We start from the raw sequence: 13,191 nt of genomic DNA on the forward strand, positions 1-13,191 counted from the left end.
CCAAGCTACGTTAAATCAAACCATTGATTTAGCAAAGCGATCAATTCACCGACCCCTTCTTTTTTCAAAGAAGAAAAAGATTGCACCGTAATCAAATGTGCTGCCAGCTCATAATATCTACGAACTTTAAGTAAGGTGTTCTTTACCTCGCTACGGCTTAATTTATCTGATTTAGTCAGTAAAATATGTACTGGAAGCTCACGCTCCAAAGCCCAATCTACCATCATCAGATCTAAGTCTTTTAAAGGATGGCGAATATCCATTAACAAGATCAGACCTTTTAAGCTTTGCCTGACCTCAAGATAATGGGCCAAATTTTTTTGCCACTCCATTTTTACTTGCAAAGCAACTTTGGCGTAACCATAACCCGGTAAATCAACAAGACGACGCGCTTCATCGATTTCAAATAAATTAATTAATTGCGTACGTCCAGGTGTTTTACTGGTTCGAGCCAGGTTTTTGATGTTCGTTAAGCAATTCAAGGCACTTGACTTCCCTGCATTTGAACGGCCAGCAAAAGCAACCTCATAACCTGAATCCTCCGGTAAATGAGAGACGCGTGCTGCGCTTTTTAAGAATACTGCTTTAGAATAAGGATTTTCTAACATAAGAATCATAAAATTTTGGTATTTCAACCAAGGCAGTGTACCATTACTTCGTAAATTTATTATGAGAAATCGATGAAAAAATTTGTACTCACTTTTATTCTATTTATCCCATTAGTCCTTTTTGCCCAAGAAAATCCCTCCGAAATGAAAAAAGCATTAGTTTGCACTGCATGCCATGGTCAAGAAGGCAACAGTGCAAATCCCGAATGGCCTAATATTGCAGGACAACATCCCAGATATTTTATAAAACAACTGCAGGACATGAAAAACAGTGACTTACGTGATGCACCTACGATGAAAGCTCTTGTTGCCACATTAACCGAGCAAGATATGGATGACTTGGCAGTATATTATGCTAAAATGCCCCTTGCCCAAGGCAGCACTCCCGAAAAATTTCTTAAACGGGGTGAGCAAATCTACCGCGGGGGAGATTTTGCAAAAAGAATTACGGCATGCATTGCTTGCCATGGTCCTAAAGGTACGGGCAATGCCCAAGCTGGCTTCCCAGTGCTTTCTGGCCAACATGCAGCTTATACCGTGTTGCAATTAAATGCATTTAAAGACGGTAAGAGAAAAAATGATTTAAACCATATCATGCAAGATATTAGCAGCAGAATGAGTCAAGATGATATGGAAGCAGTTGCACATTATATTGAAGGCTTACATTAGGGAACTAAATTATGTTAAAAAAATTGATCGCTGTATTTTTTCTTTTTCCAGCAATGGCCTTAGCCGCATCATTTGTTGAAGGTAAAGATTATCAAATCGTTACCAATCCCCAGGCAACAAATAGTAAAAATAAAACCCCTATCGTTGAAGAATTTTTTAGTTATGGTTGTCCTTGGTGTTACAAAATAGAAGCCCCTTTGGATGTATGGGTTAGCAAAATGGGCAATAACATTCAATTCGAACGCGTTCCTGTAGTATTCAAACCATCCTGGGAACTCTATGCTAAAGCATACTACACCGCAAAGACTCTTGCGCTTTCTGATAAAATGAATCCATTACTCTTTAAAGCCATACAGGAAGATAGAAAGCCCCTGGATTCAAAACAAGCGATGATCAATTTCTTTGTTACTCAAGGCGTCGATAAAGAAATTGCGAAAAGTGCTTTTGAAAACTCCCCAGCAATTGATATGCGTGTGCAAAATGGAATGAGCCTGATGGGAGCTTATCAAATTAATGCAGTTCCTGCCTTCGTAGTGAATAATAAATATAAGACTGATTTACAAATGGCAGGCAACTCAGAGCGCTTGTTAGAAATATTGAATTACCTCTCTCGAAAATCTTAATCATCTCGAAAGGATTTTTCACATTATTTGGATGCATTGTAGCCTAGATGCAGCACAGCGGAACCCGGGTTTCGCTGCACTGCATCTAGGCTACAATATTTTATATGTATTTAAAAATTCGCACCCAAAGAACCGCAATATGTTTCCACAACTTTCAGTGGAATTAAAAAAATAAAGCTTGTTACTATAAACACCGAAGCTTTAATCTGGGTAAAACCATATCCATAATTTACAATAGCACAGGGTAGAAAAGGAACTAAACGACACAAAGCAAGTGACTTCCATCCATAAGAGTTTAGGCGGCCTAGCCAACTATCTAATTGTTTTCTCTTTTTGACTGATAACCAAGAAAGCCCTACATGACGGCTAATCATAAATGCAATTACCGCGCTAAGTAGTGCGCTCAATAAATTCAGCGCCAATCCCCAATAAAATCCAAATAAAGCCCCCGCTGCAAGAATAATGGGTAGGTTTGGTAAAAATAATAGAGAGGCAAAACAATAAAGTAAGCAAAACCCAATAAAAGCTGGATAGCCCAAGGTACGTAACCAATGGATTAGAGTGGGGAGTTCATGCTGAAAAAACCAGGCAACAGCAATTAAGACAATAACTACCCCCCATTTAAACCATCTTAAGGCTTCATTGATTTTCATAAATAATAAAAGAGGTCTATTTAACAAACAATTATGTCAAGGAGTTACTATTGCGTCAAACCAAGCCATTGATTTAGCAAATTAATTAATTTTTCCTTTAATTGTAGTCCCCCTTATAATCCAATAGGCTCTGTTTACATTTCGCTAGCTCGAGCAAAAATGGCCTGATTTTTTCGAGTACCGAAGCGAAGGTATGTCGGCATCGAAGCGCAGAAAATCAGGACCGTTTGGCCAAGATAGTAGAAATGGAAACAGCCCCTAAGATTTAAATCGAGTTGGTAACTGTTCCTAGTTTTTGGTATTTCAGTTCTTTCGCAGCAGATAAATGGGTCAATAGTCCGTCTAAAACATCTAATGTTTGCTTCAATGCAGTTAAGAGTGGGCTGGATACAAAGTTACTCAAAAAAGGATTTTCTTGTTTATAAAGGTTATCTGCGCGTTCAAGAAGCTCTGTTGTTTTTCGATACGCCTCAACCAACTCATCCATATTTCTCAAGTGAAGCGATTTATCAAAAAGTGTTTTATACTCTTCCCTTAGTGCACCTTCTTTAGCGATATCCAAGTTCTGTTGTGCAAAAAAACCTGAGCGGTTTTTGGGGTTAGCTAATTTTAAATAACTATTCAATAATTCTTCTAATTTAGGCTTTAGCTTATTGAGTTGATTGGTAATATATATTTGGTCTGTAATTTGTGTGAATGGTTGCTCGATATTTTCTTTTTTTAAAGAAGAAACCTCTATGTAAGTAAGTCCCAACTCACTAGCCCATTTCTTGGCTTCTTCAGAGGATATTTCCCTGCGTCCCAAATCTGCTTTACAACCAACAAGTATCATAGGAACTTTTTTGATTTCTTTTAAACGTTCAATATGCTCTTTCGTATGCAGCAAAGAGGTTCTATTGCTCAGGTCAAAACAAATCAAGGCGCCATCAACATGCCTAAAATAGGATGAGATTATTTTATGTAGCTTTGGAGCTCCCGAAGCATCCCAGATACGCAACTGGATTATTTTATTAAACGCTTTAAGCCGCCTAATTTGTTGGTCAACCCCCATTGTGTCCGTGTACTCGTCAGAACTATAGACATTTCCGCCACAATAAGTATGCAGCAAACATGATTTCCCGACATAGTTATCACCTAGAAGGATTATTTTGAAGTGTTCATTAAATTCTTGCTTTTGTTCCATGCTAAATATCCCTCCTTAGATCAATCTGAACAAATAATAACAAATAAATAATTGCGATTTAAGTGCTTTTTTGAACTAATAGTTAAATTTTTTTAGCATGGATAAGCAATGAAATCCGAGTTTTGCTAATACAAACTCAGGAATTTAACGGTATCGTGTTACACTCCTTTACCTGGATTTTCCAAACTTAAAATTCCAGTATTAAAATCATAAGCAAAAATCTCAGCATAACGTCCCCAATCAATCATTGTGCGCAATACACGTTCTGCTTCCTTTTCACTTAAATAATCTTCAAGCTTACTCAAAAACCGTTCTTCAGAAACCCTATGTCCTACTTTTTCATCTAAAATACGGCGAATGTAGCGGGCAAGAGGTACTTTTTCCAACAACCTCTGCGCAAATAATTGTTTACGCTCTTGGAGATCAGCCTCAGCAAATTGTTTGCCTAAGTCACTTAATTGAATATCTCCTGCAGAAACTTTAGCAAAACCTAATATTTCCAACGTTTCGAGTATGGGGAATAGATCATCAATATTCATCATCAGCTCATCAGCAAGTTCTGGCAAATCAATTCGTTCTTCAAAAGAAGTCATTGTTTCAATCAAGCCAGTCAATTCTGAAGGCTCTACATCAGGCAAACGATATCCCAAACCGATTTGTCGTTCTCTCTGCGCACGTTTTGCCTTTTCTTTGGGGCCAGTAGTCATTAAAGTATAAATTTTGTCCACCAAGGCACGGAACTCATGCGACTCAGGATCGCGTGGCTGCGGTAAAGTAACCGGTAATTCGGCGCGGATGTATCCAGGATCATTACCAAAAATTACAATTCTATCCGCTAATGTTGCTGCTTCTTCAATATTATGCGTTACTAATAAAATACCATTAGTATTGGTTTTCTTTTCTTCCCACAATTCCAACAAGTCAGATTTCAGGTTTTCCGCGGTCAAAACATCAAGTGCAGAAAATGGCTCATCCATTAATAAAACATCAGGATTAATTACGAGTGCGCGCGCAAAGCCAACCCGTTGACGCATCCCGCCAGAAAGTTCTTTAGGAAATGCGGACTCAAAACCATCAAGACCAATAATATCAATTGCTTCAATTGCTCGATGCCTGCGCTCTTCACGACCTACGCCTTGCGCCTCTAGGCCAAGTTCCACATTTTCTAATACGGTAAGCCAGGGCATCAATGCAAAAGACTGAAAAACCATCGCAATACCATCAACAGGACTGGTAACGGGTTTCCCTCGATAAGTCACTGTCCCTCTTGTAGGCGCGATAAGACCCGCGATAATACGCAATAAAGTGGACTTTCCTGAGCCGGACTTCCCTAATAATGCAACGATTTCACCTTCTTGCAGCTTGAAGTTCACATCTTCCAGCACAAGCAAATTTTGTTCCGCTGCTTTTTTAAATGACTTACTCAAGCCTTCTATAGCAATAATGGTTTCAGACATAAGTATCTTTTAATTAAAGTTAAAACGTTCTTCCGCCAACCGATAGAGCGGACGCCAAATCAAATGGTTAAAAGCAAGTACATACAAGCACATCATCGCCGTACCCAAAGCAATTCGAGGAAAGTCTCCCGTGGCTGTACTGGCTTGGATGTATTCACCTAAGCCTGTAGCTCTAAGTGTGGTATTACCCCAACTTACAAACTCTGCAACAATGCTGGCATTCCATGCCCCCCCTGCCGCCGTTATGGCACCCGTAATATAAAAAGGAAAAATCCCGGGCAAAGCCAATCTTTTCCACCAAATCCATCCTTTTAAGCCAAAATTGTCTGCAGCAAGATATAGCTCGCGCGGAATAGTCGATGCTCCCGCAATCACATTAAATAAAATATACCATTGAGTTCCAAGAATCATGAGTGGCGTTACCCATATTTCTACATTCAAATGAAATGCTACAATAGCAATTACAAATAAAGGATAGAATAAATTCGCAGGAAACGCTGCAACAAATTGAATCACGGGCTGTATTTTTTGGGCAATTCTTGGTCTTAAGCCAATCCACACCCCTACTGGAATCCAAATTACAGAGCTGATGAAAATCAAGCAAAGAACTCGTGTACCTGTTGCTGCACCAAGTAAAAACACATGCAAAATATCACTGACTTTCAATTCTGCGAGGATAAAGCGCAATAAAAACCCTGCTCCAGAGCAAACGCTGATTAAAACCAAGAGGCTCCAAACACGATCCAGGCGCTTTTGTTTTTTAAAATCAATTTCCTTAATTGCTTTGGCTTCATTTATCCTAAGCCAGCGCGCATTGACAAAATGATCAGTAAAAATACTGAGCACTTCAGCAAACTGCTTCATAAGCCGACTGCCACGAATCCAATCCACTAGCCAAGATTGATATTCAGTTTCATCATGCGAGGGCTCTGTTTTAAACTTTTCTGACCAGGCAATTAAAGGTCGGAAAAATATTTGGTCATATAAAAAAATAACAATAACCATAGCCAGAATGGCATAACCCACAGCATGTAGATCACGTTGCTGGATTGCCAAGGCGATATAAGAGCCTACCCCGGGTAATCGAATATCTTGATGCGCTACAGAAATTGCTTCAGACAAAACCACAAAGAACCAACTAGCAGACATAGAAACCATCATATTCCATAGCAAACTCGACATGGAAAAAGGAACTTCCAGTTTCCAGAACCGTTGCCATACCGACAGTCGGAACATAGAAGAAACTTCTTGCAAATCATGCGGCAATGTTTTTAAAGATTGATAAAAACCAAAAGTCATATTCCATACCTGAGCGCAAAAAATAGCGAAAATGGATGCACATTCCGGTCCTAACAAACTGTTAGGAAATAAACGGATAAACGCTGTCACTGTAATGGATAAGAAACTTAAAACCGGAATGGATTGCAAAATATCGATAGCCGGTATGATGATTTGTTCTGCGCGACGATTTTTAGCTGCCCAAAGCCCTACCGTGAACGTAAAAAGGAGTGAAAAAAACAATGCAATAAACATCCGAAGCACAGTACGTAGTGCATAAAAAGGAAGATTGGCAGGATCTAAAGAAATAGGTATCTGTTGCCCTAAGCGATACGGAGTGGCCATCTGTGAACCGGCCCAGCCCAAAAAAAACAATATGGAAAAAATGAGAATAAGGAGCAGCAAATCCCAACGATTTATATATCGGCCAAATCTATCAGGATTAGCAAAGTAGAACCGACTTTCGCGCACAATGCCTCCTCAATAACTTAATCGACACCCAAATACATTCTGCAACTTAATAAACGCAGTATTTACAATTGAACTACAGTGAAACTTAATAATGACGTTAGATAAACTCTTGGATTACCCGCACTGGCGTTAGTTTCCCTTAATACGAACCACCGCTTGTTTCAGGATAATAAAATACCATAAAGCCAGCATAATCGATAGATTAAAGCAGCTGAATAAAACACTTTCTACTTAAATAACTCCATTATTTTTATCAGGATACTACCTAAGCCAGAATAATTTGAACAAAAATTGAACTTTTTGATAATTTTGGTGTCTAATATAGTGAGCATTTCCCCCGAATGCTTAGCTCCGCTTTACCCCCTCTTAAGCGGGGCAGTGTTTGGATTTATCATCTAAACATGAGATTCGCCCCGGCAGCAGCCGGGGATTTTTTTATTTATAGTGAATGAGCTACACTATAGCAAAGTAATTATGAATTTAGTAATCATTCCTAATGAGCAGGGTATTCTCATGAATAAAAAATTAGTCTTTGTTTTATTATTGATTTTTTTTCAATTAAGTTACGCACAACCGGATCAAGCTTTGCTATCCGTCTGGGTCAATGAAGCAATCGTTTCTACATATACCTTTAGTTATAAAAGTTATCTCGAAGATCAGAAAAAAATCGCTAAATATTTTACTGCTGATGGCTGGATAGCTTACAGCAATGCGTTAAATGCTTCCAAATTGCCAGAGGATGTACAAAAGAATCTTTACACTGTAAGCGCCGTTGCAACTGCACCGCCCACAATCACCAATATTGATCCCACACATTGGAAAGCAACCATGGGACTAATCGTCGCTTATCAGAACCCACAATATCAACAACGACAACACTTGAACGTAACCATTAATTTCATGGTCGCGCCATCAGGCCAAGGGGTACGAGGATATAGCATTAGCCGTTTACAATCCACAGTAACCAAGCAACCTTGTAAATGTGATGTTGAAGAAAATGAACCCGTACCAGCAAGTACGCCGAGTACTTCTACCCCCAATAATGCCAAGCAATAAGTCCTAGATGCACGACGATTAACATACCAATCAAAATCAAAATAATATTTAATTTGGTTGGTATGGTTACATCTAAAGCGGATTGCTCCGGATGGTTAGGATTGTAATAAACATCAATTTCCGCATTTTCTTGAAAGGCAATAGCCGCTTTATAAGCAACACTACGAGAATATTTACTGTTCGGATTATTATGAGCTGTATCTAAAAATAAATATTCTCCTGTTAAATCTTTATCATAAACTTGGTAGGTGTATTCAATTTTAGGCCAAACACTATGGCCTACTTGGGTCCATTCACACGCAGTAATACGACCTTTAACTTGTAACCAGGACTGAGCTTGCACCAAAACTTGCCTATTACGCCAAAAATGGGCGAAGATGATTAAAAGAAAGAGCAACCATCCTAAATCCAGCATCCCACGCCAAATATTTAGCTCAGTCATTAAAGTAGTCCTAAGAAATATGCAGTATGCAATATACAGTATATATCGCAATAGGTATAATCACCCACATCAAGGTGATTGAAAAAGGACGTACAATGATTGCTAAAACTCCCCTTCATGCTACCCATCAAGCATGTGGTGCTAAAATGGTCGATTTTCATGGCTGGGAAATGCCGTTACATTATGGCTCTCAGATTAATGAACATCACTTTGTTCGTAAAGATGCAGGCATGTTTGATGTCTCGCATATGACTATTGTTGATATTCTTGGTGCCGGCGGCCGTCAATTTTTGCGCAAGCTTTTAACGAATGACGTTGACCAACTCGAACACAATGGAAAAGCGCTTTATAGTTGCATGTGTAATGAACATGGAGGAATTATTGACGATCTCATCGTCTACCAACGTGCTTCAGATAATTACAGAGTTGTCCTGAATTCAGCGACCCGACATAATGATTTAGCCTGGATTCGCAAAAAAAGTGAAGGATTTGCTGTTGGCTTGCAAGAACGAAGAGAATTGGCAATGATTGCCATCCAAGGACCTAAGGCAATAGAAAAAACCCTACAAACTCTTAATCCCGCCCAAATTGATGCCGTTTCAACGCTGACACATTTTGAATGCGTGGATGTTGAACAATGGTTTTTCGCCCGTACGGGATATACTGGAGAAGATGGATTCGAAATTATTATGCCCCAAGAATCCGCGGTCCAATTATGGAATGATTTAATGCAAGCCGGAGTACATCCTTGTGGATTGGGTTCCCGAGATACGCTTCGACTGGAAGCCGGTATGCTTCTCTATGGCCAAGATATGGATACTACCACCAGCCCATTAGAATCGGGACTTTCTTGGACCATTAAATGGGAACCTACAGATCGAGACTTTATTGGAATGGGCGCCTTATTCTCGCAAAAACAAATCGGAATAAAGCGAAAAATGGTAGGGCTTACCTTATTAGATAAAGGGATTATGCGTCACGGACAAAGAGTCATCATTGCAGGTCATCCTGATGGGATTGTTACCAGTGGCAGCTACTCACCCACACTGGAAACATCCATAGCCCTGGCAAGAGTTCCAGTTGAAGCGGATGATGAAGTGATGGTAGACATTCGCGGTAAATTAGTCCCGGCAAAAGTAGGTAAGCCACGTTTTGTTAAAGCAGGAAAAGCAATTTAAAAACATCGAAATAAGGATAAAACAATGAATGAATTAAAATTCACTAATACCCACGAATGGCTAAAAGAAGAGCAAAGCATAGTAACCATAGGCATTACCGATCATGCGCAACAATTATTGGGCGACATGGTTTTTGTCGAACTACCAGAAATTGGGGATGAAGTAAGTGCTGGTGAAGAACTTGGCGTTGTAGAATCCGTAAAAGCTGCTTCTGACTTTTATGCACCCGTTAGCGGTGTTGTTACCGCCATTAATGAAGTGGTTGTCGAAAATCCAGCCCTTGTTAATTCTGACCCTTATGCTGCTGGCTGGCTTGTCAAATTGAAACCCAGTCATCCTGATGAAATCAATAGTTTATTAACCGCTGAACAATATCAAAATGAGATAGCCGAGGAGCATTAATCATGCCTTATATCCCACACACTCCCAAAGACAGCAAAGCCATGCTTGATGCTATTGGCGCTCAAGATACCCAGGCTTTATTTGATGAAATTCCATTGTCTTTGCAATATGCAGGATTTCAAAATATGCCTGCGGGTATCAATGAAATGGATATGTTGAAAGAGGCCCAAAAGTTAGCAAATAAAAATCGTAATGGAATCTGCTTTATGGGTGCAGGATGCTACGAGCATCATATACCTGCAGCAGTGTGGGATATCGCTTCTCGTGGTGAATTCTTAACCGCATATACTCCTTATCAGGCAGAAGCCAGTCAAGGGACTTTGCAGTTGCTCTACGAATACCAAACCATGATTTGTGAATTAACCGGAATGGAAGTATCGAATGCGTCGATGTATGATGGAGCTACTGCATTAGCCGAAGCCATTTTAATGGCAGTACGGGTCAATAAGCACAGCAAAACAAGTCGAGTATTAATCACCGGAACAACTCATCCCCTTTATCGTGAAACCATCGAAACCATCCTGCGCAACCAGCATATTGAAGTGATTACCTTACCTTTTGATGAAAAACAAGGTATTACCTCTCTTTCAGCGTTAGAGCCCTATACAGGAGAAGACATCACTGCACTGGTTATTGCTCAGCCTAACTTTTTTGGTTGTTTGGAAAAAGTGGATGAACTCAGTGATTGGGCACATCAGAACAAAACAATTAGTGTCGCTTGTGTTAATCCTGTGTCACTGGCCTTATTAAAACCGCCAGGATTATGGGGAAAGCATGGTGTAGATATTACATGTGGCGAAGGCCAACCTTTAGGCTCTCCTATGGCATCAGGCGGCCCATACTTTGGCTTTTTAAGCACTCGCATGGCGCATGTGCGCCAAATGCCCGGACGTATCATCGGATGTACTTTGGATAAGGATGGAAAAAGGGGATTTACCTTAACCCTGCAAGCACGGGAACAGCATATACGCCGTGCGAAAGCAACCTCAAATATTTGCACCAATCAAGGTTTATTGGTTACCGCAGCTACTATTCATATGAGCCTCTTGGGTGCGGAAGGGTTACGCCAGGTTGCAAGCCAATGCCATCATAATACTCATGAATTAGTGGAGGTTTTAACACAAATTGAAGGAGTAGCGCAGGTTTTTGATACACCTTATTTTCATGAGGCATTGCTCAAGCTCGATCAACCTGTTGAGTACGTATTAAGACAATTAGCCGATTCAGGTATTACCGGAGGATATGCCCCAGGAACTCATTACCCACAATTGGCAAATACCCTTTTAGTCTGCGCTACTGAAATGCGCACTGAAGAGGAAATTATGCTATTTGCAAAAACATTGAAATCAATTATGTCTCAGCGAGGTGGCTCATGTTTGTAATCAAGTTAACCTATTTGGTTCCTCTAAGTGAAGTAGATAAGTATTTGCAGACACATAGAGAATTTCTAGATTACTACTATAAACAAGGCCTATTGGTGGTCTCTGGGCCTATGAAACCCCGCACCGGTGGAATCATCATTGCAGCTACAAATGACCGAGAATATCTGGAATCCATATTCAAGAAAGATCCTTATTATTTGGCGGAAATTGCCGAGTATGAATTTATTGAATTTACTCCAGTCAATTATCGAACTGAACTTAAAGAATTTATTCAAAAAACGGAAGGCTAATTATGTTGATTTTTGAATTATCTAAAGAAAACAGGCAGGCAAGAGCGCAAGCTCCTAAAATTTCAACCAGTAAATACGCCATTCCTGCTGAATTACAGCGAAAAATGCCCCCAAAAATGCCCGCATGCTCTGAATTACAAGTAATACGGCATTTCACTGGCTTATCCCATAAAAATTTCTCGATTGACAGCAATTTTTATCCACTGGGCTCATGTACCATGAAATATAATCCGCGTGGGGTTCACAAAGCAGCATCCATAGCGAATTTTATCAACCGCCACCCCTTGGCAACAGAAGAAAACAGCCAAGGCTTTTTAGAACCATTGCATCATTTGCAGGAATATATTGCTGAAATTACCGGTATGCCTGGTGTTTCTTTAACGCCAATGGCAGGTTCACAAGGAGAATTTGCCGGTGTTGCCATGATTAAAGCCTATCATCAATCTCGAGGCGATACAGCACGTGATGAAATGCTGATTCCTGATGCAGCCCACGGCACAAACCCAGCTTCTGCTGTTATGTGCGGCTTTAAAATTGTTGAAATAGCTACTGCGGCAGATGGTGACATTGATCTGGAAGAGTTAAAAAGCAAACTCGGTCCAAGAACAGCCGGTATCATGCTGACCAATCCCTCTACTTTGGGCTTATTTATGCGTCAAATTAAAGAAATTGCCGCTCTTGTTCATCAAGCCGGTGGTTTATTGTATTACGATGGAGCCAATCTCAATGCGATTTTGGGGAAGGTAAGACCAGGTGACATGGGCTTTGACGTCATGCATTTAAACCTGCATAAAACATTCGCAACCCCTCATGGTGGCGGCGGGCCTGGTGCAGGTCCTGTAGCTGTAGGCAAGCGTTTACTCCCCTTTATCCCACTCCCTGTAGTGAAAAAAACCGATTCAGGATATCAATGGGCAACCAGCCAAGATTATCCGCAAAGTATTGGTCGTCTTTCTTGTTTTATGGGAAATGCCGGTATTTTACTGCGTGCCTATTTTTACATACGAGTGCTTGGTAAAGAAGGGTTACTCCGTGTTTCAGAATATGCAACGCTTAATGCAAATTATCTGCTCAAAGAACTTACAAAAGCGGGATTTACTGCAGCTTATCCAAACCGACGTGCCTCTCATGAATTTATTCTCACGTTAAGCCCAGAAAAGAAAATGTATGGGGTTTCAGCAATGGATTTTGCCAAAAGGTTACTGGATTATGGCGTGCATGCTCCCACCACTTATTTTCCACTACTCATTCCTGAATGTCTGTTGATTGAGCCAACAGAAACTGAGAGTAAAGAAGAGTTAGAGAATTTTGTACACATCATGAAAACCATTAGAGAAGAGGCAGCCACAAATCCAGATTTGGTTAAAAATGCGCCTCATACGCTACCGGTCAAGCGTCTCGATGATGTTAAGGCGGCTCGCGAATTGGATTTAAATTATTTTGCGCATAAAGATTAGGACCTGTTTGCAATTCCCCCGGACTTGATCCGGGGCAAAATG

The 13,191-nt window shown here is 40.2% G+C and carries 14 protein-coding genes; 8 read left to right on the forward strand and 6 right to left on the reverse strand.

The window, feature by feature from the left end; genetic code table 11:
* Positions 1 to 5 precede the first annotated feature (5 nt).
* Positions 6 to 608 (reverse strand): ribosome biogenesis GTP-binding protein YihA/YsxC, encoded by a 603-nt coding sequence (yihA, locus tag Lani_RS10605; RefSeq protein WP_019232529.1) that lies wholly within the window; start codon positions 606 to 608, stop codon positions 6 to 8.
* 72 nt (positions 609 to 680) lie between these two features.
* Here yihA and Lani_RS10610 point away from each other — a divergent pair, with 72 nt between their 5' ends.
* A complete protein-coding gene (locus tag Lani_RS10610; RefSeq protein ID WP_019232530.1) occupies positions 681 to 1,277 on the forward strand; it encodes a c-type cytochrome in 597 nt (198 codons plus the stop codon).
* An 11-nt stretch (positions 1,278 to 1,288) separates the two neighbouring features.
* Positions 1,289 to 1,900 carry a thiol:disulfide interchange protein DsbA/DsbL gene (locus tag Lani_RS10615; protein WP_019232531.1) on the forward strand — a complete coding sequence of 204 codons (612 nt, stop codon included), beginning with the start codon at positions 1,289 to 1,291 and terminating at the stop codon, positions 1,898 to 1,900.
* A 110-nt stretch (positions 1,901 to 2,010) separates the two neighbouring features.
* Here Lani_RS10615 and Lani_RS10620 read toward each other — a convergent pair whose 3' ends face one another.
* The 4 genes from Lani_RS10620 to Lani_RS10635 form a co-directional block, all read right to left on the reverse strand.
* Entirely contained in the window at positions 2,011 to 2,553 is a 543-nt protein-coding gene (locus Lani_RS10620; RefSeq protein ID WP_019232532.1) for a TVP38/TMEM64 family protein, read from the reverse strand.
* 265 nt (positions 2,554 to 2,818) lie between these two features.
* Positions 2,819 to 3,736 (reverse strand): Rab family GTPase, encoded by a 918-nt coding sequence (locus tag Lani_RS10625; protein ID WP_058388532.1) that lies wholly within the window; start codon positions 3,734 to 3,736, stop codon positions 2,819 to 2,821.
* Positions 3,737 to 3,894: 158 nt separating this feature from the next.
* A complete protein-coding gene (locus tag Lani_RS10630) occupies positions 3,895 to 5,193 on the reverse strand; it encodes an ABC transporter ATP-binding protein (protein WP_058388533.1) in 1,299 nt (432 codons plus the stop codon).
* A 9-nt stretch (positions 5,194 to 5,202) separates the two neighbouring features.
* On the reverse strand, positions 5,203 to 6,942 hold the full coding sequence (locus Lani_RS10635) for an ABC transporter permease (RefSeq protein WP_103030564.1): 1,740 nt from the start codon (positions 6,940 to 6,942) through the stop codon (positions 5,203 to 5,205).
* 513 nt (positions 6,943 to 7,455) lie between these two features.
* Here Lani_RS10635 and Lani_RS10640 point away from each other — a divergent pair.
* Complete coding sequence (locus Lani_RS10640; RefSeq protein ID WP_058388557.1) at positions 7,456 to 7,998, forward strand: DotI/IcmL family type IV secretion protein; 543 nt, start codon at positions 7,456 to 7,458, stop codon at positions 7,996 to 7,998.
* Here Lani_RS10640 and Lani_RS10645 read toward each other — a convergent pair.
* Entirely contained in the window at positions 7,973 to 8,440 is a 468-nt protein-coding gene (locus Lani_RS10645) for a DUF3592 domain-containing protein (RefSeq protein ID WP_058388535.1), read from the reverse strand. The two genes, Lani_RS10640 and Lani_RS10645, sit on opposite strands and share 26 nt — an antisense overlap.
* Before the next feature lie 95 nt (positions 8,441 to 8,535).
* On the opposite strand from Lani_RS10645, the gene gcvT reads away from it, so the two are divergent.
* The 5 genes from gcvT to gcvPB are packed head-to-tail and all read left to right on the forward strand — an operon-like array spanning position 8,536 to position 13,149.
* Entirely contained in the window at positions 8,536 to 9,618 is a 1,083-nt protein-coding gene (gene gcvT, locus Lani_RS10650) for a glycine cleavage system aminomethyltransferase GcvT (protein WP_058388558.1), read from the forward strand.
* Between the two features lie 24 nt (positions 9,619 to 9,642).
* Complete coding sequence (gene gcvH / locus Lani_RS10655; RefSeq protein WP_019232539.1) at positions 9,643 to 10,020, forward strand: glycine cleavage system protein GcvH; 378 nt, start codon at positions 9,643 to 9,645, stop codon at positions 10,018 to 10,020.
* A gap of 2 nt (positions 10,021 to 10,022) precedes the next feature.
* The gene (gene gcvPA / locus Lani_RS10660; protein WP_058388536.1) at positions 10,023 to 11,402 is read left to right on the forward strand and encodes an aminomethyl-transferring glycine dehydrogenase subunit GcvPA; all 1,380 of its coding nucleotides are present in this window, start codon (positions 10,023 to 10,025) and stop codon (positions 11,400 to 11,402) included.
* The gene (locus Lani_RS10665) at positions 11,393 to 11,692 is read left to right on the forward strand and encodes a YciI family protein (RefSeq protein WP_019232541.1); all 300 of its coding nucleotides are present in this window, start codon (positions 11,393 to 11,395) and stop codon (positions 11,690 to 11,692) included. The genes gcvPA and Lani_RS10665 overlap by 10 nt, the downstream gene beginning before the upstream one ends.
* A gap of 2 nt (positions 11,693 to 11,694) precedes the next feature.
* Positions 11,695 to 13,149 (forward strand): aminomethyl-transferring glycine dehydrogenase subunit GcvPB, encoded by a 1,455-nt coding sequence (gene gcvPB, locus Lani_RS10670; RefSeq protein WP_058388537.1) that lies wholly within the window; start codon positions 11,695 to 11,697, stop codon positions 13,147 to 13,149.
* Positions 13,150 to 13,191 lie beyond the last annotated feature (42 nt).

The organism is Legionella anisa, assembly GCF_001467525.1.
Taxonomy (GTDB): domain Bacteria; phylum Pseudomonadota; class Gammaproteobacteria; order Legionellales; family Legionellaceae; genus Legionella; species Legionella anisa.

Coding starts and splice junctions, on each gene's coding strand:
- yihA (WP_019232529.1), bottom strand. CDS start 608: ATGTTAGAAAATCCTTATTCTAAAGCAGTATTCTTAAAAAGCGCAGCA.
- Lani_RS10610 (WP_019232530.1), top strand. CDS start 681: ATGAAAAAATTTGTACTCACTTTTATTCTATTTATCCCATTAGTCCTT.
- Lani_RS10615 (WP_019232531.1), top strand. CDS start 1,289: ATGTTAAAAAAATTGATCGCTGTATTTTTTCTTTTTCCAGCAATGGCC.
- Lani_RS10620 (WP_019232532.1), bottom strand. CDS start 2,553: ATGAAAATCAATGAAGCCTTAAGATGGTTTAAATGGGGGGTAGTTATT.
- Lani_RS10625 (WP_058388532.1), bottom strand. CDS start 3,736: ATGGAACAAAAGCAAGAATTTAATGAACACTTCAAAATAATCCTTCTA.
- Lani_RS10630 (WP_058388533.1), bottom strand. CDS start 5,193: ATGTCTGAAACCATTATTGCTATAGAAGGCTTGAGTAAGTCATTTAAA.
- Lani_RS10640 (WP_058388557.1), top strand. CDS start 7,456: ATGAATAAAAAATTAGTCTTTGTTTTATTATTGATTTTTTTTCAATTA.
- Lani_RS10645 (WP_058388535.1), bottom strand. CDS start 8,440: ATGACTGAGCTAAATATTTGGCGTGGGATGCTGGATTTAGGATGGTTG.
- gcvT (WP_058388558.1), top strand. CDS start 8,536: ATGATTGCTAAAACTCCCCTTCATGCTACCCATCAAGCATGTGGTGCT.
- gcvH (WP_019232539.1), top strand. CDS start 9,643: ATGAATGAATTAAAATTCACTAATACCCACGAATGGCTAAAAGAAGAG.
- gcvPA (WP_058388536.1), top strand. CDS start 10,023: ATGCCTTATATCCCACACACTCCCAAAGACAGCAAAGCCATGCTTGAT.
- Lani_RS10665 (WP_019232541.1), top strand. CDS start 11,393: ATGTTTGTAATCAAGTTAACCTATTTGGTTCCTCTAAGTGAAGTAGAT.
- gcvPB (WP_058388537.1), top strand. CDS start 11,695: ATGTTGATTTTTGAATTATCTAAAGAAAACAGGCAGGCAAGAGCGCAA.